Genomic DNA, 22716 nt, shown 5'->3' with positions numbered 1-22716 from the left:
AACACCAGTCAAGTGGTTGCCGAGCCATGACACCGCACATGTCGGGCCGGCTCACACGCCCCCCACCCACCGGACCCGAATCACCGAGCACGGCGTGGGTTGCGGAAGAAGAAAGGCGACGCTTGCGTCGCCTTTCTTCTTCCTTCTTCGCATGCCACGGTTTGTCGCGGGATGGGGGCGAGGGGTGCCTGCGCAGGCCCGACATGTGCGGTGTCATGGCTCGGCAACAGCCAGGCTCGTGTTCAAGGGGTGACGAAGGCGGCGCTCGGTGATGCCCCGCGCAGGGCCGGAGCAGGCACCCCTCGCCCTCAGCCCGTTGCTCAAACCGTGGCACAACACCTCAACCCACTAACTCAACTACTCTGCACAAGCGCGAGTCGTGGCCAGAAGGTCAGTCCATCAACTGGATCACTTCGCGTCCAACTCACGGTGCCGCGACAGCACCACCCCCCGCTGTGCAAAGCGCTGGGTCAGCTGCTCCACGCAATACACCGAACGGTGTTGCCCGCCCGTGCAGCCAATGGCCACCGTGACATAGCTGCGCTGATCGCCCTCGAGCGTTGGCAGCCAGCGCAGCAGGAACGCCTCGATCTGTGCGATCAGCTCGGCCGACTCGGGCTGCTGACCGAGGTACTCGATGACCGAAGGGTCCCGTCCCGTCAAGGGCTTGAGTTCCTTGATGTAGAACGGGTTGGGCAGCATCCGCACGTCGAAGACGAAGTCCGCGTCCATGGGCACGCCCTGCTTGAAAGCAAAGGACTCGAACACGAGCGTCAGCTTCGAGGGGGCCGCCTGCACGATGTTGCGGATCCAGGTTCGCAACTGGGCAGGCCGCAGCAGCGTCGTGTCGATCACGGTGGAGACCTCGCGCAGCGGGCTCAGCAACTCGCGCTCGGTGCGGATCGCGTCGATCAACACCTGGTCTGCCGTGGAGGTCACGCTGGCGTCGTGGTCGCTGGCTCGGCGGCGAGGTGCGCCGATCACCGCCGCCGGCACCGCACGCACCTGTGAAAGGGGGTGAGGACGGCGGGTTTCTGAAAAACGCCTCACCAGCGCGTCGGTGCTGGCGTCGAGGAAGACCGAGCGGACCTTGTGACCATCCGCGCGCAGCTCTTCCAGCATCGGGGTGAGGTGCGGCAGGGTGTCAGCGCTGCGCACGTCCACCGAGACGGCCACACGCCGGCGGCGGTCGGGGTCGCGTTGGACCTCGAGCTCGATCATGCCGCGCAGCAACTCAGGGGGCAGGTTGTCGACGCAGAAGTAGCCTGCGTCTTCCAGGGCGTTGAGCGCCACCGACTTGCCCGAACCGGAGATGCCTGTCAGCAGCACGATGTCGAGCGTTTTCATGCAGGTTCCTTGCGCGCTTTGTTGCGCGTGGCATGGGCCTGGGCGGCAGGTTCACCCTCGCTTTGTGTGGCGTGCGCGGTTTGCAGCATCACACGGGCATGGGCCAGGCTGGTGTCGCTGATGGCGCCGCCGAGCATGCGGGCCATTTCGGCCTCACGCGCCTGTCCGCTGACCTCGCCGATGCGGCTGGTGGTCTGCTCGCCGTGCTGCGATTTGGCCACGAGCAGGTGATGGTGTGCGCAGGCCGCGACCTGAGCCAGGTGGGTGACGGCCAGAACCTGGCGGCCCTCCTGGGCTCCGCCCAGGCGCTGCATCAGGCGTCCGACGGTGTCGGCCACCGCACCGCCGACACCAGAGTCGATCTCGTCGAATATCAGGGTGGCAACGCCCTGGCCACCGCGCTGCTGCGTGGTCGTCACGGCAATCGCCAAGGCCAGGCGCGAGAGTTCGCCGCCCGAGGCGACCTTGGCCAGCGGACGAGGCGTGCTGCCCGCGTGGCCTGCCACCAGGAAGTCGATGGTCTCCAGGCCGCCGGGCTGCGGTTCTTCAAGGGGCGACAGCGCCACCTCGAAGCGGCCACCGGCCATGCCCAACTCCTGCATGGCTGCGCTGACCGCGTCGCTCAGGCGAGGCGCAGCCTGCTTGCGCTGCTTGGATGCTTGCTGGGCCTGCTTGAGCCAGGCGGCGTGCGCCTGCTCGGCGCCACGCTCCAGCGCAGCCAGGTCGGTGGCGGCGTCCAGCTCGGCGAGTTCGGTCTTCCAGCCTTGCAGCAGCTCGGGCAGTTCGGCGGGCGGGCGGCGGTGGCGGCGCGCCAGGCTCATCCAGGCCGACACGCGGGCATCGAGCTCGTTCAGGCGGTCGGGGTCGAGCTCGGTGTGGCCCAGCACGCCGTGCAGGCTGTGGGCGGCGTCATGCAGCTGAGCCTGCGCTTCCCGCAGCACCTCCAGTGCGTTGCCCAGTCGGGGTTCGTAGCTGGCCACCTCGTCGAGCGCGTCGATGGCGCGTGCTGCCAGGCTCTCGGCGTTGACTTCGGCCTCGGAGATGGCGTCCAGCGCCAGTTGGGCCGCGTCCAGGATGGACTGGCCGTGGCTCAGGCGGGTGTGCTCGGCGTTGAGCTCGTCCCATTCGCCGGCCTGCGGCGAGAGCTTGTCCAGCTCGGCGATCTGCCACTGCAGGCGCTCGCGTTCGCGCTCCAAGTCGGCTTGTTTCGTGCGGGCGTCGTGCAGGCGCTTGTGGGCCTCGCGGCGCGCCACCCAGGCTGCTTGCAGGGCGGCGGTGTCCACGCCTGCTTGTTCGTCGACCAGCTCGCGCACGCTGTCGGGGCGGGTCAGGCTCTGCCAGGCGTGCTGGCCATGGATGTCGACCAGGTGCTCGCCCAACTCGCGCAACTGCGTGAGCGTGGCCGCGCCGCCGTTGACCCAGGCTCGGCTCTTGCCCTGAGCGTCGACCACGCGGCGCAGCAGCAGGCTGCGCGTGCCGGTCGGTTCATCGGGCCACTCGCTGGTGTCGAAGCCGGCTTCGTCCAGCCAGGGGCGCAGCCGCTGGGCCAGCGCGGGCACGAGGTCGAACTCGGCGCTCAGGTCGGCGCGGGCTGCGCCTTCGCGCACCACACCGGCATCACCACGGCTGCCCAGGGTGAGTTGCAGGGCGTCGATCAGGATGGACTTGCCGGCACCGGTCTCGCCAGTCAGCGCGGTGAAGCCGCTGTCCAGTTCGATGTCGAGTTCGGTGACGATGACGAAGTCACGCAGGCTCAGGCGGCGCAGCATGGCTTTCAGCTCACTCCTTCATTCCAGCGCAGCTTGCGGCGCAGGGTCGCGTAATAACTCCAGCCCTCGGGGTGCAGGAAACGCACCTTGTGCGCCGAGCGCCGCACGGTGATGCGGTCGCGGTGCAGCAGGCTGGCCAGGGACTGCATGTCGAAGTTCATGCTGGCGTCGCGGCCGGCCACGATCTCGATGCTCACCGTGCCCGTGTCGGGGATGACGATGGGCCGGTTCGACAGCGTGTGAGAGGCGATCGGCACGATCACCCAGCCGCCGAGCGCGGGGTGCAGGATCGGGCCGCCGGCCGACATGGCGTAGGCCGACGAGCCAGTGGGCGAGGCCACGATCAGGCCGTCGGCACGGTAGTTCGCGATGAATTGGCCGTCGACCTCGGCGCGCAGCTCGACCATGCTGGCCGTGGCGCCGCGGCTGACCACCACTTCGTTGATGGCGTGGCCTTCGTAAATGGTTTCCAGCTCGCCATTGCGGTGGGGGCGCAACACGGCGCCTTCGAGCATGTGGCGGGTTTCGGCCTCGTACTGGCCGCTGAGGATCAGGGGCAGGGCGGTGGCGACGTCTTTCAACTGGATGTCGGTGATGAAACCCAGGCGCCCCTGGTTGATCCCCACCAGCGGGATGTCGTAGCGGGCCAGCTCACGGGCGGTGGCCAGCATGGTGCCGTCGCCGCCGAGCACGATGGCCACGTCACACTGCTCACCGATCTCGCGCATGCTCAACGCGGGGTAGTCGGTCATGCCGGTGTTGAGCGCGGTCTCGGCTTCCAGCGACACGTCCAGTCCGGTGCGGGCCAGCAGGTGGGCCACGTCTTCCAGCACGGCGCGGATGCCGCGGGCCTGGAATTTACCGACCAGGGCGGCGTGGCGGAATCGGCAGGGAAGCTGATTGGGCATGCGCGGAATTACACCACAGCGGTGTGTCGGCCAGCCCCGCGAAATCGGACGCCTGCCCAGGGGGGAGCAGCGAGCCCGTGCGCAGTCCTTAGAATGGACGAACCATGCTGGATGACCGTGCCAAGATCCTGTTGAAAGCGCTGGTCGAGCGCTACATCGCCGACGGGCAGCCCGTCGGCTCGCGCACCTTGTCCCGGGCCTCGGGGCTGGAGCTTTCCGCTGCCACCATCCGAAACGTGATGGCCGACCTCGAAGAGCTCGGCCTGATCGTCAGCCCGCACACCTCGGCCGGGCGCGTGCCCACCGCGCGCGGCTACCGATTGTTCGTGGACACCATGCTCACGGCGCGTCCGCTGAACATGGGCGACTTCTCGGCCGAGACCCGCGACCAGCTCCAGCCCGACCAGCCTCAGCGCGTCATCTCCAACGCGGCGCAGATGCTCTCGAGCTTGTCGCAGTTCGTGGGCGTGGTCACCGCGCCGCGCAAGGCCACGGTGTTTCGCCACATCGAGTTCCTGCGCCTGGGCGAAAAGCGCCTGCTGGTCATCCTGGTCTCGCCAGATGGCGACGTGCAAAACCGCGTCATCTTCACTGCGCAGGACTACAACCCCGCCCAGCTGATCGAAGCCAGCAACTTCCTGACCGAGCACTACAGCGGCCTGACCATCGAAGAGATGCGCGAGCGGCTCAAGCGCGAGGTCGACCAGCTGCGCACCGAGATCGGCAGCCTGATGCAGGCGGCGGTGCAGGCAGGCAGCGAGGTCGAGGCCGAGTCGCAGGAAAGCGTGGTCGTCTCTGGCGAGCGCAACCTGCTGACGGTGCAGGACTTCTCCAGCGACATGGGCTCGCTGCGCCGCATGTTCGATCTGTTCGAGCAAAAGACGCAGCTCATGCGCCTGCTCGACGGCTCCAGCCGCGCCGAGGGCGTCAACATCTACATCGGTGGCGAAAGCCAGGTGGTGCCTTTTGAAGAGCTGTCGGTGGTCTCGGCCCCGTACCAGATCGACGGGCGGGTGGTGGGCACGCTGGGCGTGATCGGCCCCACCCGCATGGCTTACGACCGCATGATCGAGATCGTGGACATCACCTCGCGCCTGGTGTCGAACGCCTTGAGTCAAAAGTGATTCGGGCGTGAACGCGAACTGAGCGGGTGAGGGGGCGTCGCTCGGCCCGCCTACAATCGCGCACTGATTTCTCAGGGGGCCTCTAGCTCATGCTTGGTTAGAGCAGCGGACTCATAATCCGTTGGTGCCGGGTTCGACTCCCGGGGGGCCTACCACCCTGACCAGGGGCGTCGCTCGGGAGAGCGGCGGTTCGAGCGGTCATTTGCCCGTTTTTCGTGGCACCGCAGCCCGGCGTTTTGACGCACATTGTCACAATTCGGTGTTGTCCTCAGCGCGGACAACCCGCGAAGGCCGTCGCTTGTTCGGGATGCCCCGGATGCCATGCCAAGGCGCGACCTTTGCAATGCGCTGACACCTTGCCCACCCAGCTGCATCAACGACCTGGGCTGGGACCTCTACTCCTTCGACCACGAGGACGCCAACGGCCAGTTCGAGTTCGACTTCAACTACAGCGACGCGCTCACGAGCTGCGACCGCCTGACCTTCTTCCGCATGATGGCCAAGCACTACGCGGAAGAAGAGGGCCTGCTCGCCACGATGATGCCCAAGCCCTTTGCCAACAAGACGGGCACGGGAGCGCACTTCAACATGTCGCTGTATGACCTCAAGACGGGCAAGAACCTGTTTGCTTGCGACCCGAAAGAAGACCCTCGCGGCATTGGTCTCACGCCCCTGGGCTACCAGTTCGTGGCAGGCATCTTGAAGCACGGGCGGGCGCTGTGCGCAGCCTTCGCGCCCACGGTCAACAGCTACAAGCGGCTGGTGCGCCGTGGTGCCATGAGCTATTTCTCGTGGGCGCCGGTGTTCAACTCGTATGGCTCGAACAACCGGACCAATTCGGTGCGCATCCCGGCTGGTGGTGGCCGCTGCGAATCGCGCAACGCCGATGGCGCGGTGAACCCTTACCTGGCGGCCGCGCTGGCCCTGGCCGCTGGCCTGGAAGGCATCCGCGAAGGCCTGGACCCGGGCCTGCCTAACGAGGACAACCTGTACGAGCTGAGCGACGCGCAGCGCCGCGAGCGCGGCATCGACTTCCTGCCTCAGACGCTGCAGGAGGCGGTGCAGGCCTTCGCGGCAGACCCGCTGGTCGAGCGCACGCTGGGCAAGGAGCTGCGCGACGAGTTCATCACCTACAAGACGCAGGAGTGGGAGGCTTATCACCTGTCGGTCAGCCAGTGGGAGGTTGAGCGCTACAGCCACATGTTCTGATGTCGGCCAGGCCTGGGGTAAGCGATGCCCTGGGCCGCAAGACACCTGTCGCAGGCGACCTCAGCGCCACACACATCAGATCAAACCGGGACCTCACCATGCCAAGCAACCTGCCATCCACCGTGGCCCTGGCCGCCGACCAGCGCAACAGCCCCGTGGCGCGCATCAGCGTGTCCATGCCTGAAGACCTGCTGGCCGAGCTCGATGGCATGGTGTCAGCCCGGGGCTTCGAGAGCCGCTCGCAGGCCATCTCGGAGATGATCAACCTGCAGCTGCTGGAGCACAAACGCCTGCTGGGTGACGAGGTGATGGTGGGCACCATCACCTTGCTCTACGACCGCTCGGTGCGCGGCCTGCAAAAGGAGCTGGCCGACCTGCAGTGCGACCACATCGACGAGGTCATCAGCTCCTTGCACGTGCACCTGATGGGGCAGCAGATGATGGAGGTGATCCTGGTGCAAGGGCCGGCTGCTCGGCTGCAGGCCATCGCCAACCGCATGACCGCGCTGCGGGGCGTGGTCACAGGACGGCTGCAGCTCATGGCAGCGACCATGCCGCCATTGCACCCGCCTCATCCCATGTCAATGGGCAAGGGCTGACAGCCTGTTGTCCTGAGCGGATCGTTGCAGACCGTTGCCCACGGGAAAGGCTCCGCGCACTCAAGGGTTGGGGTCCATCGGCCAGAGAAAGCGCGTGCCGTTTGGCCGACCCGGCAGCGCCAGGGTCGTCTGCACGGGTTCGCTGTGGGCCAGCAGCTGCCCGCGTCGGTACACCCGCAGGCGGTGGGCGCGCAGTCGCAAGGCCTCGATGGGGTCGCGCGCTTGCAGCAACACGAAGCTGGCTTCGCAGCCCACCTGCAGGCCGAAGTGCTCGAGCCCCAGGATGCGTGCTGGCGTGCTGGTGACGGCTTCGAAGCATTGGCGCATGGCAGCCTGGCCCGTCATCTGGGCAACGTGCAGCCCCATGTGGGCGACCTCGAGCATGTCGCCCGAGCCCAGGCTGTACCAGGGGTCCATCACGCAGTCGTGGCCGAAGGCCACGGGCACACCAGCGGCCAGCAGCTCGGGCACGCGGGTCATGCCGCGCCGCTTGGGGTAGGTGTCGTGGCGGCCCTGCAAGGTGATGTTGATCAGCGGGTTGGCCACCGCGTTGACGCCGGCTTCGGCCATCAGCGGGATGAGCTTGCTGACGTGGTAGTTGTCCATGCTGTGCATGGAGGTCAGGTGAGAGCCCGTGACCCGGCCGTGCAGGCCCAGGCGCTGGGTTTCGGCGGTGAGCGTGTCGATGTGGCGCGACATCGGGTCGTCGGACTCGTCGCAGTGCATGTCGACGCGCTTGCCTTGGGCGGCCGCGAGCTCGCAGAGCATGCGCACGCTGGCGGCGCCGTCGGCTTGTGTGCGTTCGAAGTGCGGGATGCCGCCCACCACGTCCACGCCACGTCGCAAGGCCTCTTGCAGCAGATCCCAGGCGCCAGGCGAGCGCAGCACGCCGTCCTGTGGGAAAGCCACCAGCTGCAGGTCGAGCCAGGGGGCCACCTGCCGCTTGACTTCGAGCAGCGCGTCCACGGCCAGCAGGCGCGGGTCGCAGGTGTCGACGTGGGTGCGGATGGCCAGCAGGCCACGGGCCACCGCCCAGTCGCAGTAGGCGAGGGCGCGTGCCATCACCGCTTCCTGCGTGAGGTCGGGCTTGAGTTCGCCCCACAGGGCGATGCCTTCGAGCAAGGTGCCACTCTGGTTGACGCGTGGCAGGCCGTGGCTGAGCGTGGCGTCCATGTGGAAGTGGGCGTCGACGAAAGGCGGGCTCAGCAGCATGCCGCCGGCGTCGACCACCTCGCGGGCAGGGGCCTGCTGGGTGGTCAGGCCTTCGGTGAGCGCCACGATGAGGCCGTTTTGCACGGCCACGCCCACGTCGGTGCGCCCATCGGGCAGGTTCGCGTGCTGGATCAGGAGGTCGAGCATGGCCTGTTTCTTGGTGGCGCCCGAGGGCGGTTTCAGGGGGTACGGTTGGCCAGGTAGGCGCGCCAGCCGCCAAAGTGCGTGATGTCGGTGGCGCCTTCGGTGCCGATGCCTTCGCAGATGAAGCCAGGCACCACGCGACCGTCTGCCAACTCTACCTTGCCGATGCCCAGCGGCGCGGGGATGCCGGCCACGAAGCTGCCGAAGTGCTCGGCAGGCACTTCCCACACCTCCAGCGGAACGGCCTGACCGCCCTCGGGCACGCGGACCATGCCGGGCCGGGCGACGGGGCCTCCAGGCAAGGCGAAGAGCTTGTAGCGCGGTGCCGAGTCGATGGCGCAGAGCAGGCGCGCGCCGCGCGAGGTCAGCTGGGGGTTGAGCGGCAGGCCGCTGAGGTGAGCGCCGCACACGGCCACAGGGATGGTGCCGCTGCGCGCGGGGTTGTCGGCCAACAAGCCGACGGGCTCACCCAGCTTGTCCACGTCGGCCAGTGACATGGTGGTGGCGCCCAGTGCGTAGCCGCTGACCTCCACCGAGAGGCAGCGCTGGAATCGGTCGGCCAGGCGCAGCAGCGTGATGTCTTTGTGCGCGGGGGCCGCCAGGGTCACGCCCCAAGGCAGGCCGGCGGCATCGCCATCGGACAGGAAGCCTGCGGGCACGGCCACGGCGGCGTAGTCCAGCAGGTTCATGTGGTTGGTGTAGTGGCCCAGGTGGCTGTTCAAGCGGATCGGGTCGGCCTGCATCTCGGCGATGCGGTAGATCGTGCCGGCCGTGGGGGTGAGCAGGCAGTCCACGGTTTGCCAGACCTGATCGCACACGCGCTTGAGGGCCTTGAGCTGGTGCTGTGCCGAGAACAGCTCGGCGGCGGTTTTGGATCGGCCGGCTTCGATGATGCTGCGCACGGGCGGGAACACGGCCTCGGGCTGTTCGTCGATGAAACCGCGGATGGCCTGGTAGCGCTCGGCCACCCACGGGCCTTCGTAGAGCAGGCGCGCGGTTTCGAGGAAGGGCGAGAAATCGACCTCGACGGGGGTGCCACCGAGCGAGATGGCGCGCTGCACCGCCGCTTCAAACAGTTGGTGGGCGGCGTCGTTGCCGAAGAAGGCGAGGTCCTGTGCGCGCGGCACGCCGAAGCGGAACGGCCCGCCCGAGAAGTCCACGCCATGTGGCGCCGCGGCACGACTGAACGCGTCCTTGTTGTCGAAGCCGGCGGCCACCTGCAGCACGTCGTGTGCGTCACCCGCGTGCAGCGCGAAGATGTTGACCGTGTCGAGCGAGCGGCATGCAGGCACCACGCCGGTGGTCGACAGCAGGCCACACGTGGGCTTCAGACCGATCAGGTTGTTGAACGCGGCGGGCACGCGACCCGATCCAGCCGTGTCGGTGCCCAGCGAGAAGCTGACCCAGCCTTTGGCGACGGACACGGCCGAGCCGGAGCTGGAGCCGCCGCTGATGAAGTCCGCATCGAAAGCGTTGGCGCAGGCGCCATACGGCGAGCGCGTGCCGTTCAGGCCCGTGGCGAACTGGTCGAGGTTGGCCTTGCCCATGGGGATGGCGCCCGCATCCAGCAGGCGCTGAACCACGAAGGCGCTGGCGCTCGGGGTGTGCGCGAACTCGGGGCACGCGGCAGTGGTGGGCTCCCCCGCCAGGTCGATGTTGTCCTTGATGACGAAGGGCACGCCGTAGAGCGGCAAGCTGCTGGCGTCCAGGCCTTCCAGCCGAGCCAGGTGGGGCTCGAGTTCGGCCTCGCTCAGGCGGTGGATGAAGGCGTGGTGGGCATCGCTGGCACAACGGCGCGCGGCCTCGGCGATCACATCGCGCAACCTCAGTCCCTGGCGGTAGGCGGTGCGCAAGCTGGCGAGGTCGAAGCTCAGCTGGCTGAGGTCGGTGGCGGGCGGTTGGGTCGCGATCTCGGTCGGGGTCATCAAAGGGCTTCCTTCCTGGTGCGGGGCGTGTGCTGGGCGGCGCTCATGGGTTCATTTCGGGCCTGATTCGATCAGGATCAGCGTGTCCTGGCCGGCCGCAACCGGCGCGCCTTCGCGGCACAGCACGCGGTGGACGGTGCCGTCGCAAGGCGCGGCGATGGCGAACTCCATCTTCATGGACTCGACCACCACCAGCACCTCGCCGGCTTTCACGCTCTGGCCGTCCTTGACCGCCACTTGCCAGACGTTGCCGGGCACGCTGGTGGCCACGAAGCGGCCGCCTGCGGGCAGGTCCAGCTCGGCGTCGGGTGCGGCGCTGGCCACGTCGCTTTCGCTGCCGAAGTCGGCCTGGCCGCTGGCGATCCAGCGCTGACGCTCGGCCTCGAACGAGGCCTGCTGGCGGGCCTTGAAGGCCGCGATGCTGTCGGCCTGTTCGGTCAGGAAGCGGCGGTAGTTGCGCAGGTTGAAGCTCGAGTCTTCGACGCGCAGCGCGTACCCGCCGTGCGGGAAGGTGGCGCGGATGCGCAGCAGCTCGGCCTCGCTGACAGGGTGGAAGCGGATCTCGTCGAAGAAGCGCAGCAGCCAGGGCTGTTCAAACGCCGGGTGCCCCGCCTCGGCGCCATGCCGCCAGCGGTTCCACATCTGCAGCGTGCGACCGACGAACTGGTAGCCGCCGGGGCCTTCCATGCCGTAGACGCACAGGTAGGCACCGCCGATGCCCACGGCGTTCTCGGGCGTCCAGGTGCGCGCGGGGTTGTACTTCGTGGTGACCAGGCGGTGGCGTGGGTCGACCGGCGTGGCGACGGGCGCGCCCAGGTACACATCGCCCAGGCCGAGCACGAGGTAGCTGGCGTCGAAGACGATGTTGAAGACCTCTTCGAGGCTGTCCAGGCCGTTGATGCGGCGGATGAACTCGATGTTGCTCGGGCACCAGGGTGCGTCGGGACGCACCGATTGCATGTACTTCTCGATTGCCAGGCGCGTTTGCGCGTCGTCCCAAGACAGCGGCAGGTGCACCACGCGGTTGGGGATGGTGATGTCGTCCAGCGGCGGCAGGTGGTCTTCGACGTCGAGCAGCACGCGCAGCAGCTCGTCGCGCGGCAGCACGGCCGGGTCGAAGAGCACCTGCAGCGAGCGGATGCCAGGGGTCATGTCGATGACGCCTGACAGGCCTTTTCCACCATTGAGCTTCTTGAGCTCGGCCATCAGCGCGTGCACGCGGAAGCGCAGCTCCAGGTCCAGCACCAGCGGGCCGAACTCCATCAGCACGTAGCGATCGCCGGCCTGGCGCACCACCACGTGGGGCTTCTCGCCATCGGCGGGCACGTCGGCCAGGATCGGGCTGACGCAGGCGTGCGCGTGGTCGTGCGGCGCCGCGGGCAGCGGCGTGTTCAGCGTGCGGACGCTGGCTTCGAGCACGGCCTCGCGCTCGGCGGCCTGCGCAGCCGAGATGCGGTGAAAGCGCACCGTGTCACCTGGGCGCAGCTGGCCCAGCTTCCACAGCTCGGCGTTGACCACCACGGCAGGGCAGACGAAGCCGCCCAGGCTCGGGCCGTCGGGGCCGAGGATGACGGGCATGTCGCCGGTGAAGTCGATGGCGCCGATGGCGTAGGCGTTGTCGTGGATGTTGGAGGGGTGCAGGCCGGCTTCACCACCGTCGGTGCGGGCCCATTTCGGTTTTGGCCCGATCAGGCGCACGCCGGTGCGGCTGGAGTTGTGGTGCACCTTCCAGTCGGCGGCGAAGAAGGTGGCGATGTCCTCGTCCTGAAAGAAGTCGGGAGCGCCATGCGGGCCGTAGAGCACGCCGATGTCCCAGTGCTGGCCGATGTTGGGGAGGGCCTCGGCCGCGACCTGCTGGCCCGATGTACCGACGCCAGGGGCAGCCAGGTGCAGCACGTCGCCCACGCGCAGGTTGCGCCCGCCGTGGCCACCGAACTGGCCGAGCGTGAAGGTGGCGCGGCTGCCCAGGTAGGTGGGCACGTCCAGGCCGCCGCCCACGGCCAGGTAGCTGCGCAAGCCGCTTCCGGCGCGACCCAGCGTGAGCACGCTGCCGGCGCGCACGGCGTGGCTTTGCCACAGGGCCAATGGTTCGCCGTCGAGTTCGGCTGGCATCGGCGCACCCGTGAGCGCGATGACGGTGTCGACGTGGAACTTCAGCGTCGGGCCGGCCAGGGTGCATTCCAGCGTCGCGGCATCGGGCGCGTTGCCCACCAGCCGGTTGGCCAGGCGGTGGGCGAGGGCGTCCATCGGGCCCGAAGGGGGCACGCCCACGTCCCACAGGCCTTGGCGGCCGGGCCAGTCCTGCACGGCGGTCTGCACGCCAGCGGCCAGCACCTCGATGGTGTCGGGGCGGAATTCGAATGTGCTCAGAAAGCGCGTGACCTGGCGGCCTTCGCGGAAAACCGGGTGCTTGACCACCTGGCGCAGGTAGGGCAGGTTGGTCTCGATGCCGGCCAGGCGGGTGCCGGCCAGGGCCGCGTCCAGCCTGGACAGGGCTTGCTCGCGCGTGTCGGCGGTGACGATGAGCTTGGCCAGCATCGGGTCGTACCAGGCGGGCACCTCGGTGCCGCGCTCGACCCAGCCGTCCACGCGGGCCGCTTCAGGGAACACGACCTCGGTCAGCAGGCCCGCACTGGGCTGGAAGTTGCGCGCCGGGTCTTCGGCGTACAGCCGCACCTGGATGGAGGCGCCTTGTGGCTTGGGCTGCAGCGAGGCCAGGTCCGGCAGTTCACCTGCGGCCAGCTTCACCATCCAGGCCACCAGGTCCACGCCACACACCTGCTCGGTCACGCCGTGCTCGACCTGCAGCCGCGTGTTGACTTCCAGGAAGTAGAACTGCGCCGTGTCGGCGTCGTAGACGTACTCCACCGTGCCGGCAGACCGGTAGTTCACGGCCTTCGCCAAGCGCACGGCGGTGTCCAGCAAGGCCTGACGCTGGGCGTCGGTCAAACCTGGAGCCGGCGTTTCTTCGATGACCTTCTGGTTGCGGCGCTGCACCGAGCAGTCGCGCTCACCCAGGGCGATGACCTGGCCGCGCCCGTCGCCGAACACCTGCACCTCGATGTGCCGCGCGTTCTCGACGAACTTCTCCAGGTACAGGCCCGCGTCCTTGAAGTTGGCCGAGGCCAGGCGCTGCACGGCGGCGAAGGCGTCGGCCAGCTCGGCGTCGCTGCGCACCAGGCGCATGCCGATGCCGCCGCCGCCCGCCGTGCTCTTGAGCATCACTGGGTAGCCGATGCGTGCGGCTTCCAGCTGCGCGTGGGCGATGTCGTCCAGCAGGCCCGAGCCGGGCAGCAGGGGCACGTCGCTGAGCTGGGCCAGCTCGCGCGCGGTGTGCTTGAGGCCAAAGGCCCGCATCTGATCGGCGTTCGGCCCGATGAAGGCGATGCCCGCCGCTTCACAGGCTTCAGCGAAGCCGGGGTTCTCCGAGAGGAAGCCGTAGCCGGGGTGGATGGCCTGGGCGCCGCACTCGCGCGCGATGCGCAGGATCTCGTCGGCGCGCAGGTAGCTCTCGGCGGCCGGGGCCGGGCCCACGCAGAAGGCTTCGTCGGTCTCGCGCACGTGGCGCGCGCTGGCGTCGGCTTCGGAGTAGACGGCCACGCTGCGCACGCCCAGGGCTTTGAGCGTGCGGATGATGCGGCAGGCGATGGCGCCTCGGTTGGCGATCAGGACCTTGTCGAACATGGGGGCGCTTCCGGGCGGGCCGTCCCGCGGGCGTGTGTCGCGCAGCGGGCCGTCCCGCTGGCCGTCAAGAACAGGATGTGATCGACTTGGTGCTGAGACAGCAAGGCTTGGGCCAGCCGCTCAGCTCGCGGCCTCAACCGGGTCCCACACCAGCAGCTGGATGGGCGTCGGGTTGTAGGCGTTGCAGGGGTTGTTGAGTTGTGGGCAGTTCGAGATCAGCACCCACACGTCCATCTCGGCGCGCATCTCCACGTACTTGCCGGGGCCCGAGACGCCGTCGGCGAAGGTGAGCTGGCCGTCGGCCGTCACCGGCACGTTCATGAAGAAGTTGACGTTGGGCACCAGGTCGGCCTTGCCCAGGCCGATGTCGGCGTGCTGGATGGCCAGCAGGTAGTTGTCGCGGCAGCTGTGCATGAACTTCTTCTGCAGCGCGTAGCGCACGGTGTTGCTCTCGGCTGCGCAGGCCCCGCCCAGCGTGTCGTGCCGGCCGCAGGTGTCGGCCGTGATGGTGAGCATGGGGCGGCCTTCGTTGCTCACCAGCACCGAGCCGGTCGTCAGGTAGATGCCGCCCTGGTGCAGCAGGGTGTCGGTGGCGCTGTAGTGTTCGGCCAGGTCGCTCGCGTTGTAGAAGATCACGTCGGCGGCCTGGTTGCCCTCCAGGTCGACGATGCGCAGCGTCTGGCCGCGCTTGACCTGAAAGAGGACGGGCTCGCCCGCCGGGTGGCGCTGGTTGAGGATGGCATCTGCTTCAAGCAGGGGGCTGTGCTGGATGCGGATGGCGGTCGCTTGGGTTGCGTTCATGGCGTGGGCTCCTGAGTCTCAGAGCGCGAACATGTCGCTGTTGTGGTGGGCGCGGGCGTTCTCGCCGCGGAAGGTGCGGCAGAAGTCGTCGGCCGGGGCCGGGCCGCTGCGCCAGGCCACCACGCCGACCTGCGGCGGCGCATAGGACTCGCTGGGGTTGAGCGGGTGGGGCGCTGTCGAGATGGCCACCACCAAGTCCATGTCCAGCCGCAGCTCGACGAAGTCACCCGCTTGGCTGTGGCCGGCCGCAAAGTGGAATCGCCCCTCGTCATCGACCGTCACCTTGCTGAACAGGTTGACCGGCGCGATCAGGTCGCGCCGGCTCAGGCCGTGCTTGCCGATCTCGATCAGCAGGCCGTCCTTGCCCGAGCGGTGCATGCCGTTGCGGTGGGCCTCGAAGCGGTGCTCGCCAAAGCGCCGCTGCATGGTGGGGGTGTCGAGCAGGGCGCCAAGCGGGTCGTGCCAGCCCAGGCTGTCGGCGGTGAAGCTGGCCATCGAGCGCCCCATGTCGCTCATGAGCACGTGGCCGCGGCGGTAGTGGGCCGTGTGCTGCGCCTTGAGCGAGTCGGGCATGTTGTAGCGCTCGAGCGTGTGGTGCGCGGCGTAGAGCACCAAGCTCACGTTGGCGTCGGCACCAAGGCTGACGAAACGCAAGGAGGTGCCACGCTTGAGGCGCCACGACCAGTGGCCACCTCCCGGCACGCGTTCGGACCACAGGATGTGGTCGGTGCTCACACCAGCCAGTGAATCAGCGGGCAGGCGCTGCCAATGAGCGACGGCGTCAACCGGGGCCGAAGCGGGTGGGTTGTCGCGGGTGTGTTCGGGGTGGTGGGCTGACATGGTCTGACTCCTGGAGGGGCGGGACAAGCACGAGAGACTCTGGTGTCGGCTCTTCGCCTTCATCAGGACCTCCCGGGCTTTTGTCCCTCCGTGGAGCCGCCACCGCTGTTGCCGTTGCGACCGAGTGCTCTCGGACCAGACAGCCGGCGTGACACCGACTCGGAACCCTAGCGCTCATTCAGCCCTGAAGCGGTGACCGCGGTCCGAGCTGCTCTCGCAAGTCAGTAAGCAAATTGAGTGCCAGTGCCAGCGCGGGCTCGGCTGGGCAGCCTGCACCACCATCGTGCGCGCACGGGCCAACGTGCCGAGCTGGTCGCCCAGGTGCGTGCGCAGTGAGCATCAAGGGGACTGTTGCTGCGCCAGATCGGGGCGCCTGAGCACCCGGGGTGGCGGCCAGGCGCTGGTGTCCACGCAGTAAAAAGCCAGCAACTCTTCGAACAGCGCTGGGTGGTGCGTGCGCAGCTCCAGCCCTTGCTCGAAGAAGGCTTCTGTCACCACCGCAAAGAACTCGGCCGGGTTGCTGGCGCCATAAGGGTCGAGGAAGGTGTCCTCCTCCCCGCGATCCAAAGCGGCCAGCAGCGCCTCGAACTCTGACTGCATCACCTTCGACCAGCTGGCTTGCCGGGCTGCGCTGGGCAGCGCCGGGATGCCATCGGTCAGTCCCGCCTCCGAGTCCAGCTGGTGCGCGAACTCGTGGATGACCACGTTCCAGCCATCAACGGGGTCGGCGGCGCCAACCAGCACGTCCTCCCACGACAGGATCACCTGTCCCTCCTGCCATGACTCGCCTGCCCGCCAGTCGCGGCCCGACTGCACCACGCCGATCTCGTCGGTGTGAGCGATGTCGACTTCGAACGCACTCGGGTAGACCAGCACCTGCCTGAGAGCCGGGTAGTAGTCGTTCGGCCGATTGAGCAGCAGCAGGCAGGCCTGCGCCGCGATGGTCACGCGCACCTCGTCGTCGATGACCTGTCCCTGGCAACCGACAAATGCCTTTTCCGCCAGGAAGACCTGGATGTGGCGCCGAAGCTGAACCTGCAGGTCCGCAGGCAGGGACGCTGCCAGGGGCACATTGCGCCGGATGATCGCCCGCCAGGCCGGGGGGAAAGCCTGGCCTTGCTGGCGCACACGCCGTTGTGTGACCAGACGTGGCTGCCAGATGAGCCAGGCAATCAGCAACAAAGCCAGGATGGTGACGATCAGGATGGGCAAGAGGTCTGCGAGGGCGTTCGGCGTCGATGCACAAGCATACACAGCGGCCACAGCCGGGGCAGGGTGTGGCGCCCCGCACAAAATCAGGGCATGCTTGCGTTTACCGGTGCTGTTTTGCGGTTTCAAACCGGGCAGGATTCCTAGAATCGGTGCACTCATTGCCACTGACCATGTCCGCCTTGCCGAAAAGCACGAACGATGACGAGGAACGCCGGCTGGCGTCCTTGGCTCGCCACGGTGTTCTCGACACCCCCCCCGAACAGGCCTTCGATGACCTGACGCAGCTGGCTGCCCAGGTCCTGGGCATGCCCATTGCCCTGGTCAGCCTCATCGACCGCGACCGGCAGTGGTTCAAGTCCCGAGTGGGCATCGATGTCTGCAGCACCCCGCGCGACTTCGCCTTTTGCGACCACGCCATCCGGCAACCCGATGTCATGGTGGTCGAAGACGCCAGCGCTGACCCGCGTTTCGCCAGCAACCCGCTGGTCACGGGCGATCCGTTCATCCGCTTTTACGCCGGGGCGCCCCTGGTCGCCGACGATGGTTCGGCCCTGGGTACCCTGTGTGTCATCGACCGTCAGCCCAGAAGTCTGCTCCCTGGCCAGCGCGAGACCCTGGCCCTGCTTGCCAGGCAGGTCATGGCCCAGCTCAATTTGCGCAGGCAGGCGACGCGCCTGGAGGCCTTGCTGCACGAGCTGCAAGACCGCACCCAACTGCTGAGCCAGCTCTCGCACCGCGTGCCAGGCGTCATCTACCAGTTCAGGCTCTACCCGGACGGCCGAAGCTGCTTCCCGTACGCCAGCGAGCGCATGTGGGACATGTACGAAGTCCACCCGGAAGAGGCCCTGCATGACGCGTCCTGCGTCATCGCGCGCATCCACCCGCAGGACGTGCAAGCCGTGCTCGATTCCATCGAGACCTCTGCCACCAACATGCTGCCGTGGCGACACGAGTACCGCGTCGTGCTGCCCCAGCAGGGCACCAGGTGGCGCCTTGGTGACGCGGTGCCGGAGCGCCTGCCCGATGGCAGTGTGCTGTGGCACGGCTTCATCACCGACATCACCGAGCGAAGGCTGCACCAGGAGCGCACTCACCGCCTGGCCTACTACGACCCGCTCACCGGCTTGCCCAACCGCCGCTTGCTGATCGATCGCCTCGAGCGCGAACTGGCGCACTTGCGGCGCTGCGGCCGACTCGGGGCCTTGTTGTTCATCGACCTGGACAACTTCAAACAGATCAACGACGCGCGCGGCCATGCCGTCGGCGACGACCTGCTCAGGCAGGTGGCCCAGCGTTTGTCCAGCGTGCTGCGCCAGGACGACACCGTGGCCCGGCTGGGCGGCGACGAGTTCGTCGTGCAGGTTGGCAACCTCGACCCCGATGTGGAGGTCGCCGCCAGGCAGGCCCGCCTGGTGGCCGAGAAGGTGCGCACCGTGCTGGAAGGGCGCTACGAGGTTTCGGGGTTCCCCTACAGCAGCACCGGCAGCATCGGCTTGACCTTGTTCCCGCGCGGTGACGCCACCACCGTCGACGACCTCCTGCGCGAAGCCGACACCGCCATGTACCGCGCCAAGTCGGGCGGGCGCAACCGCATCGAGTTCTTCGAGGCGACCATGCAGTCCGAAGTCGAAGAGCGGCTGGCCATGGAGCAGGACCTGCAGCTCGCCCTGGCGGGTGAGCAGTTCGATGTGCACGTGCAGCCCCAGGTCGACGCCCAGGGCCGAATCATCGGTGGCGAGTTGCTGATGCGTTGGCAGCATCCCCAGCGCGGCAACGTGCCGCCCAACGTCTTCATCCCCCTGGCCGAAGAATCCACGCTGATCCTGCAGTTGGGGCAGATGGTGTTGCAGCGAGCCTGCGAGGCTTTGGCTCGGCTGCAGCAGGCGGGCCGGCAGTGGACGCTGTCGGTCAACGTCAGCCCGCGCCAGTTCCGCAGCCCCGATTTCGTGGACTGCGTCTCGCACGCGCTCAAAGAAGCCGGCGCCGATGCGCGTGGCCTGATCCTGGAGGTCACCGAAGGCCTGTTGATCGAGAACTGGCAAGACACGGTCTCGCGCATGGGCGAGCTGGTGGCCTTGGGCCTGCGCTTTTCGATCGACGATTTCGGCACGGGCTACTCCAGCCTGGCCTACCTCAAGAAGCTGCCGCTGTACGAGCTCAAGATCGACCGCACATTCGTGCGCGACACGCCGTCGGATCCCAACGACACGGCCATCGTCGAAGCCATCCTGTCGGTGTCGCAACACCTGGGTCTGCGCGTGGTGGCCGAGGGCGTCGAGACCGAAGAGCAGGCCGCTTTCCTGACCAGCCACGGTTGCCAGTGCCTGCAGGGCTACCTCTTCGCCAGGCCCATGCCCCTGGCCGGTTGGCTGGACGACGTCATGGCCTGAGGCCTGGGCACGTCAGCAAGCCAAGGAAGGCGCGAAACGAGCGTCTGCTGGCAGCTCGACCCGCCAGGCTTTGGCGTGCACCAGCAAGGCATCACCCAAAGCTGTCTTCAATGTCAGCGAGGTGGGCGAATCACCCCGGGAGGGTGCTTCGAGGACGACGCCTGTGACCGTGTGCGCATTCGAGCCATCGCACCATTCGGCCTCGTCGATGCGACCGATCAATCTGGATGGCAGACCCTCCCAGCTTGCTTCAATCAGGTGCCACCTCACGCCCAGCAGGTGACCGCCACTTCGTGTGGGGTCCAACTGGCGCCGATCCCCGCCGACCTTGGCCGCAGCCAGGACCACCACGAGGTCTGCGCCATGCTGCTCCACCCGAGCGATCTCGGACCCCGCCAGCTCGATCAACCATGACGCCTCCTCGCTCATGGCATGTGACCCGGGCGGGCTTCATCCCCGCCCGGTTCTTCGGTGGGCGCCTGAAAGATCAGCACCTTCAAGGCGCGCTCGGGTGAGGCGTCGTCGAACGCTCGCGGGTTGGCCAGGCGCTCGACAAAGCGCAGGGACGGTGCAGCCTCCTGCATGAGGTCAAGCAGAAAGCTTGTCTCCAGCTTGGTTGAGTTCAAGCAGAGCATCGCGTGGCCTCCTGGGGCCAGCAAGTCAGGCAGGCGGCGCATCAGGCGCACATAGTCCTTCTCGGCCACGAAGCTGCCTTTTTGGTAAGCAGGCGGGTCCACGATGACCAGGTCATGAGGGCCGCTTCTGCGCAACTTGCCCCATGAGCTGAAGATGTCGTGCGGCAGGAAACTCGCACCTTGGCCCAGGCCATTGAGCGCGTGGTTCTGCTTGCCGATGTTCAGTGCACTGCCCGCCATGTCCACGTTGACCACCTGCGAGGCGCCTGCCTGCATGGCCACCACCGAGAAGGCGCAGGTGTAGGCGAACAGGTTGAGCACCCGCGCACCAGGCTGAGCCTGCATGCGATCGCGAACCCATTGACGGCCAGCTGCCATGTCCAGGAACAGCCCGTGGTTCAGGCCCCTTGGCAGGTGCACACGAAAGCGAACCGGGCCCTCGCTCACGGTGTGCGGGTCGGGCACATCGCCAGACAACACCCGGGTCTCCGATCGAGCCTCCTGGCGAAGCTGAAACACGCAATTGAGTGGCTCTGACGGCGCCAGCACCGACCAGCGTCCACGCAGCGCCTCGAGCACGGCGTCGAGATCGCTATCAGAGACGGGCTGGTGGCTGGTCAGCAACCAGACTGGTGCGTAGGCGTCCAGCGACCATTGCTCGCTGCCAGGGTGCAAGCCCCCTCGACCATGGAAGACGCGCTGGGCATCGGTTGGGCGTTCGAGTCGGGAGATGGCGTCCAGCAAGGCATGCATGGCCGCGATTCTGACACTTCAGGGCCAACAGGCCTGTCCGAAGCTATTTGTTCTTCAACTTGCCCTTGGGCATGACCGTCGTGGTCGGTGCAACGGGCCGGGTCGAGACGGAAGCCGAATCTTTGGGCGCGCTGGTGTCCTTCTTCGGCTTCTTGATCATCTTGTTGCTGCGCTGTTCGCCTTTGGCCATGGTGCACTCCTTTTCAAAGACCTGTGTTCATTCGGCGGCAGGTGCCTGAACAGGGAAGTCGGTGGCTGATGGCTCGGTCTGTGCCGGAAGGGCTTTGCGCTGGGCTTTTTCGGCCTTCTTCTGCTTTTTTTGCTGTTCCCGCTGACGCTTCTCGAACTGGTAGTTGGGCTTGGCCATGGGATGCTCTCCGGTTGGTGTCCCCCACCTTACCACTGCAGCGGGCCCGCGCTGGCGCCGCTCAGTTGCTGATGGGGGAGCAAAGCTCGACGAGCACCCCATCTGGGCAGCGCACATACGAGACCGTCTGACCCCAAGGCTTGAGCTTTGGTGCAGCGAGCTCGGTGGCCCCGGCGAGGAGCGCGCGAGCGTGGGCTGCTGACACCTGCTCGGTCACCAGCGCAATTTCAAAGCCCAACGGCTGCAAGGATTTGTCCGCGTGCACGTGACCGCCAGGAAAGTTCATGTCACCCAGCTCGTGCGCGGCGAAAGACAAGGTGGTGGCACCGGTGTCCAGCTCACCGTAGGTGCCGCTCTCGTGGAGAAACTTTCGCTTCAGACCAAATGCGTTCTCGAAGAACGCCAGCGAAGCCGACACATCCGGCACATAGACGATGGTGTAGCCAAGCTTCATGAAAGACCTCTGACTGGGGTGAATTTGTGCGCGGTGTGCGCAGGCTCATCGTTTGTTGGCAGCCGGCACGACCCCGACCTGCGCCTCGGTGCCCGTGGCATCTTCGATGGCCATGTGCATGTTTGCCACGGCCTCTCGCTCGCCTTTGATGGCATAGGTGTCGTGTGAGCAATGCGGGCAATGTGCGGCGAATGCCGCCTCGATGCCGCGCATGCCCGAAATGTCCATCGGGATCATTTCGGTGAGCTCCGCCTTGCAGTTGTTGCAGACGATGTGTTTCGGCCGCAGTGACAGTTGCCGCTCGATGGCAGCTTGTTTGCGTTGCTCTGGTGTGCCGCGTAGCTTGGCTTGTCCCATGAAGTTTCCAGGTATCTTTGAGTTTTCGGCGTGGACCGGTCAGTGCGAATCAAGCACGAAGACCATGCCCAAAAGGCCAACCGAGACGGTTTTGTCTTGGATGCTTGTGTAAGAGGCCACGCCAACCGAGTGATAGTTGCTGGCGAACGCCGTCAACGCCCCGACGCCCAGGATTCCCGCCAAGGGGCTGCGCTCTGCGACCGCCGCCTTGATCTGATCTCTGTGCCTTTGGGCAGAGGGGTTGAGGGCAATTGCCGCAAGAACGATGGCGCCAGTCATCGCGGCTGCCTTGATTGCTGGGTTCATGAATCCACTGCCCTTTTGTGTTGGTCCAGTGCGAACGATAGCTGATGAGGCGTTGCCTGTATTGACCCAGCGGTTTCTGCACAGGTCAGGCTGCTAAAGCATAAGCCTCAGCGGGGGTCTTCATGCCCAGCGCTTGGTGAGGGCGCCGGTGGTTGTAAAAGCCGATCCAGTCTGCGATCACGCGGCTGGCGTGTTGCAGGGTCTCGAACCGGTGGCGGTGCACGCACTGGTCTTTGAGCGTTCTGATCACGCGTTCGACCATGCCGTTTTGCTCCGGGCTGTACGGTGTGATGAACTCCTGCTGCAGCCCATAGCTCTTGACCAGGGCCGTGTAGCTGCGGCTGGTGAACACCAGTCCGTTGTCTGACCTCAGCAAGAACGGGTGCCTGACTTTGCCCAGGCAGCCGTAGCGAGCAATCAACGCCTGCTCCGGTAATCCCCCCTCAAAACCAGCGCAGTGAGAAGTAGAAGTTTTCGAAGGAAAATTTCTACCATGAAGAAGTCCCGATTCACCGACAGCCAGATCATCGAGGCGCTCAAGCGCGTACCGCATCTACAGGGAGCTGGAGCTGAACCTGCGCATCAAGCCACGCAAGCGCCTGGTGCGCGACAAGCCACAGCCGCTATCGGTACCAGAGGCCATCAATCAGGTGTGGTCAATGGACTTCATGCACGACCAG

At 66.8% G+C, this 22716-nt stretch carries 21 protein-coding genes, 1 tRNA gene, 1 pseudogene and 1 riboswitch; of the genes and pseudogenes, 6 read left to right on the top strand and 17 right to left on the bottom strand.

Going from position 1 to position 22716, the window contains the following annotated elements; translation table 11 throughout:
* Window positions 1-408: 408 nt before the first annotated feature.
* From rapZ to ABG80_RS20225, 3 genes are read right to left on the bottom strand one after another with little or no spacing between them, the layout of a single operon-like run.
* Entirely contained in the window at window positions 409-1347 is a 939-nt protein-coding gene (gene rapZ / locus ABG80_RS20235; RefSeq protein WP_058089356.1) for an RNase adapter RapZ, read from the bottom strand.
* Window positions 1344-3116 (bottom strand): DNA repair protein RecN, encoded by a 1773-nt coding sequence (gene recN / locus ABG80_RS20230; RefSeq protein ID WP_058089355.1) that lies wholly within the window; start codon window positions 3114-3116, stop codon window positions 1344-1346. The genes rapZ and recN overlap by 4 nt, the downstream gene beginning before the upstream one ends.
* A 5-nt stretch (window positions 3117-3121) precedes the next feature.
* Complete coding sequence (locus ABG80_RS20225; protein WP_058089354.1) at window positions 3122-4024, bottom strand: NAD kinase; 903 nt, start codon at window positions 4022-4024, stop codon at window positions 3122-3124.
* A gap of 104 nt (window positions 4025-4128) precedes the next feature.
* On the opposite strand from ABG80_RS20225, the gene hrcA reads away from it, so the two are divergent.
* From hrcA to nikR, 4 genes are all read left to right on the top strand, one after another.
* Window positions 4129-5148, top strand: coding sequence for a heat-inducible transcriptional repressor HrcA (hrcA, locus tag ABG80_RS20220; protein WP_058089353.1), 1020 nt, complete (start codon window positions 4129-4131; stop codon window positions 5146-5148).
* A 76-nt stretch (window positions 5149-5224) separates the two neighbouring features.
* A tRNA-Ile gene (locus ABG80_RS20215) sits at window positions 5225-5303 on the top strand.
* 166 nt (window positions 5304-5469) lie between these two features.
* Window positions 5470-6357 (top strand): hypothetical protein, encoded by an 888-nt coding sequence (locus tag ABG80_RS20210; RefSeq protein WP_200964357.1) that lies wholly within the window; start codon window positions 5470-5472, stop codon window positions 6355-6357.
* Window positions 6358-6455: 98 nt separating this feature from the next.
* A complete protein-coding gene (gene nikR, locus ABG80_RS20205) occupies window positions 6456-6956 on the top strand; it encodes a nickel-responsive transcriptional regulator NikR (protein WP_058089352.1) in 501 nt (166 codons plus the stop codon).
* 60 nt (window positions 6957-7016) lie between these two features.
* Here the strand turns inward: nikR and ABG80_RS20200 are convergent, their stop codons facing one another.
* The 6 genes from ABG80_RS20200 to ABG80_RS20175 all read right to left on the bottom strand — a co-directional run bounded on the left by ABG80_RS20200 (window position 7017) and on the right by ABG80_RS20175 (window position 16774).
* Entirely contained in the window at window positions 7017-8315 is a 1299-nt protein-coding gene (locus tag ABG80_RS20200; protein ID WP_058089351.1) for an amidohydrolase family protein, read from the bottom strand.
* A 32-nt stretch (window positions 8316-8347) separates the two neighbouring features.
* Entirely contained in the window at window positions 8348-10237 is a 1890-nt protein-coding gene (gene atzF / locus ABG80_RS20195) for an allophanate hydrolase (protein WP_058089350.1), read from the bottom strand.
* A 51-nt stretch (window positions 10238-10288) separates the two neighbouring features.
* Window positions 10289-13921, bottom strand: a complete 3633-nt coding sequence (uca, locus tag ABG80_RS20190; RefSeq protein ID WP_058089349.1) for an urea carboxylase — start codon at window positions 13919-13921, stop codon at window positions 10289-10291.
* Window positions 13922-14041: 120 nt separating this feature from the next.
* Window positions 14042-14722, bottom strand: a complete 681-nt coding sequence (locus ABG80_RS20185) for an urea amidolyase associated protein UAAP2 (protein WP_058089348.1) — start codon at window positions 14720-14722, stop codon at window positions 14042-14044.
* A gap of 18 nt (window positions 14723-14740) precedes the next feature.
* Complete coding sequence (locus ABG80_RS20180; protein WP_083506324.1) at window positions 14741-15562, bottom strand: urea amidolyase associated protein UAAP1; 822 nt, start codon at window positions 15560-15562, stop codon at window positions 14741-14743.
* A 67-nt stretch (window positions 15563-15629) separates the two neighbouring features.
* Window positions 15630-15744, bottom strand: a riboswitch (guanidine-I (ykkC/yxkD leader).
* A gap of 157 nt (window positions 15745-15901) precedes the next feature.
* On the bottom strand, window positions 15902-16774 hold the full coding sequence (locus ABG80_RS20175; RefSeq protein ID WP_058089347.1) for a M90 family metallopeptidase: 873 nt from the start codon (window positions 16772-16774) through the stop codon (window positions 15902-15904).
* A gap of 170 nt (window positions 16775-16944) precedes the next feature.
* On the opposite strand from ABG80_RS20175, the gene ABG80_RS20170 reads away from it, so the two are divergent.
* On the top strand, window positions 16945-19164 hold the full coding sequence (locus ABG80_RS20170) for a sensor domain-containing phosphodiesterase (RefSeq protein ID WP_160322623.1): 2220 nt from the start codon (window positions 16945-16947) through the stop codon (window positions 19162-19164).
* A 12-nt stretch (window positions 19165-19176) separates the two neighbouring features.
* Here the strand turns inward: ABG80_RS20170 and ABG80_RS20165 are convergent, their stop codons facing one another.
* The 8 genes from ABG80_RS20165 to ABG80_RS20140 all read right to left on the bottom strand — a co-directional run bounded on the left by ABG80_RS20165 (window position 19177) and on the right by ABG80_RS20140 (window position 22457).
* Window positions 19177-19593 carry a hypothetical protein gene (locus ABG80_RS20165; protein ID WP_058089345.1) on the bottom strand — a complete coding sequence of 139 codons (417 nt, stop codon included), beginning with the start codon at window positions 19591-19593 and terminating at the stop codon, window positions 19177-19179.
* Window positions 19590-20552: a class I SAM-dependent methyltransferase gene (locus ABG80_RS20160; protein ID WP_058089344.1), complete on the bottom strand. Its 963-nt coding sequence runs from the start codon at window positions 20550-20552 to the stop codon at window positions 19590-19592. Before ABG80_RS20160 ends, ABG80_RS20165 begins: the two co-directional genes overlap by 4 nt.
* 43 nt (window positions 20553-20595) lie before the next feature.
* Window positions 20596-20742, bottom strand: a complete 147-nt coding sequence (locus tag ABG80_RS23320; RefSeq protein ID WP_200964356.1) for a hypothetical protein — start codon at window positions 20740-20742, stop codon at window positions 20596-20598.
* A 27-nt stretch (window positions 20743-20769) separates the two neighbouring features.
* Window positions 20770-20919 (bottom strand): hypothetical protein, encoded by a 150-nt coding sequence (locus tag ABG80_RS23315; RefSeq protein WP_200964355.1) that lies wholly within the window; start codon window positions 20917-20919, stop codon window positions 20770-20772.
* 61 nt (window positions 20920-20980) lie between these two features.
* Window positions 20981-21373 (bottom strand): VOC family protein, encoded by a 393-nt coding sequence (locus ABG80_RS20155; protein ID WP_058089343.1) that lies wholly within the window; start codon window positions 21371-21373, stop codon window positions 20981-20983.
* A 45-nt stretch (window positions 21374-21418) separates the two neighbouring features.
* Entirely contained in the window at window positions 21419-21730 is a 312-nt protein-coding gene (locus ABG80_RS20150) for a hypothetical protein (protein WP_058089342.1), read from the bottom strand.
* Window positions 21731-21769: 39 nt separating this feature from the next.
* Window positions 21770-22036 (bottom strand): hypothetical protein, encoded by a 267-nt coding sequence (locus ABG80_RS20145; protein WP_058089341.1) that lies wholly within the window; start codon window positions 22034-22036, stop codon window positions 21770-21772.
* Between the two features lie 85 nt (window positions 22037-22121).
* Window positions 22122-22457, bottom strand: a complete 336-nt coding sequence (locus ABG80_RS20140) for an integrase core domain-containing protein (protein ID WP_235513976.1) — start codon at window positions 22455-22457, stop codon at window positions 22122-22124.
* A 124-nt stretch (window positions 22458-22581) separates the two neighbouring features.
* Between ABG80_RS20140 and ABG80_RS21750 the strand changes: the two are divergent.
* A pseudogene (locus ABG80_RS21750) lies at window positions 22582-22716 on the top strand (IS3 family transposase); the annotation flags it as partial.

The sequence above is a fragment of the Aquabacterium parvum genome (genome assembly GCF_001447195.1).
Taxonomy (GTDB): Bacteria; Pseudomonadota; Gammaproteobacteria; order Burkholderiales; family Burkholderiaceae_C; genus Aquabacterium; species Aquabacterium parvum.
The sequence above is the reverse complement of the archived record's forward strand: the minus strand, read 5'-3'. Positions and strand labels throughout refer to the sequence as shown.

What these genes read in the sequence shown, in the direction of transcription:
- rapZ (WP_058089356.1), bottom strand. Translation starts at nt 1,347, where the DNA reads ATGAAAACGCTCGACATCGTGCTGCTGACAGGCATCTCCGGTTCGGGC.
- recN (WP_058089355.1), bottom strand. Translation starts at nt 3,116, where the DNA reads ATGCTGCGCCGCCTGAGCCTGCGTGACTTCGTCATCGTCACCGAACTC.
- ABG80_RS20225 (WP_058089354.1), bottom strand. Translation starts at nt 4,024, where the DNA reads ATGCCCAATCAGCTTCCCTGCCGATTCCGCCACGCCGCCCTGGTCGGT.
- hrcA (WP_058089353.1), top strand. Translation starts at nt 4,129, where the DNA reads ATGCTGGATGACCGTGCCAAGATCCTGTTGAAAGCGCTGGTCGAGCGC.
- ABG80_RS20210 (WP_200964357.1), top strand. Translation starts at nt 5,470, where the DNA reads ATGCCAAGGCGCGACCTTTGCAATGCGCTGACACCTTGCCCACCCAGC.
- nikR (WP_058089352.1), top strand. Translation starts at nt 6,456, where the DNA reads ATGCCAAGCAACCTGCCATCCACCGTGGCCCTGGCCGCCGACCAGCGC.
- ABG80_RS20200 (WP_058089351.1), bottom strand. Translation starts at nt 8,315, where the DNA reads ATGCTCGACCTCCTGATCCAGCACGCGAACCTGCCCGATGGGCGCACC.
- atzF (WP_058089350.1), bottom strand. Translation starts at nt 10,237, where the DNA reads ATGACCCCGACCGAGATCGCGACCCAACCGCCCGCCACCGACCTCAGC.
- uca (WP_058089349.1), bottom strand. Translation starts at nt 13,921, where the DNA reads ATGTTCGACAAGGTCCTGATCGCCAACCGAGGCGCCATCGCCTGCCGC.
- ABG80_RS20185 (WP_058089348.1), bottom strand. Translation starts at nt 14,722, where the DNA reads ATGAACGCAACCCAAGCGACCGCCATCCGCATCCAGCACAGCCCCCTG.
- ABG80_RS20180 (WP_083506324.1), bottom strand. Translation starts at nt 15,562, where the DNA reads ATGTCAGCCCACCACCCCGAACACACCCGCGACAACCCACCCGCTTCG.
- ABG80_RS20170 (WP_160322623.1), top strand. Translation starts at nt 16,945, where the DNA reads ATGTCCGCCTTGCCGAAAAGCACGAACGATGACGAGGAACGCCGGCTG.
- ABG80_RS20165 (WP_058089345.1), bottom strand. Translation starts at nt 19,593, where the DNA reads ATGAGCGAGGAGGCGTCATGGTTGATCGAGCTGGCGGGGTCCGAGATC.
- ABG80_RS20160 (WP_058089344.1), bottom strand. Translation starts at nt 20,552, where the DNA reads ATGCATGCCTTGCTGGACGCCATCTCCCGACTCGAACGCCCAACCGAT.
- ABG80_RS23320 (WP_200964356.1), bottom strand. Translation starts at nt 20,742, where the DNA reads ATGGCCAAAGGCGAACAGCGCAGCAACAAGATGATCAAGAAGCCGAAG.
- ABG80_RS23315 (WP_200964355.1), bottom strand. Translation starts at nt 20,919, where the DNA reads ATGGCCAAGCCCAACTACCAGTTCGAGAAGCGTCAGCGGGAACAGCAA.
- ABG80_RS20155 (WP_058089343.1), bottom strand. Translation starts at nt 21,373, where the DNA reads ATGAAGCTTGGCTACACCATCGTCTATGTGCCGGATGTGTCGGCTTCG.
- ABG80_RS20150 (WP_058089342.1), bottom strand. Translation starts at nt 21,730, where the DNA reads ATGGGACAAGCCAAGCTACGCGGCACACCAGAGCAACGCAAACAAGCT.
- ABG80_RS20145 (WP_058089341.1), bottom strand. Translation starts at nt 22,036, where the DNA reads ATGAACCCAGCAATCAAGGCAGCCGCGATGACTGGCGCCATCGTTCTT.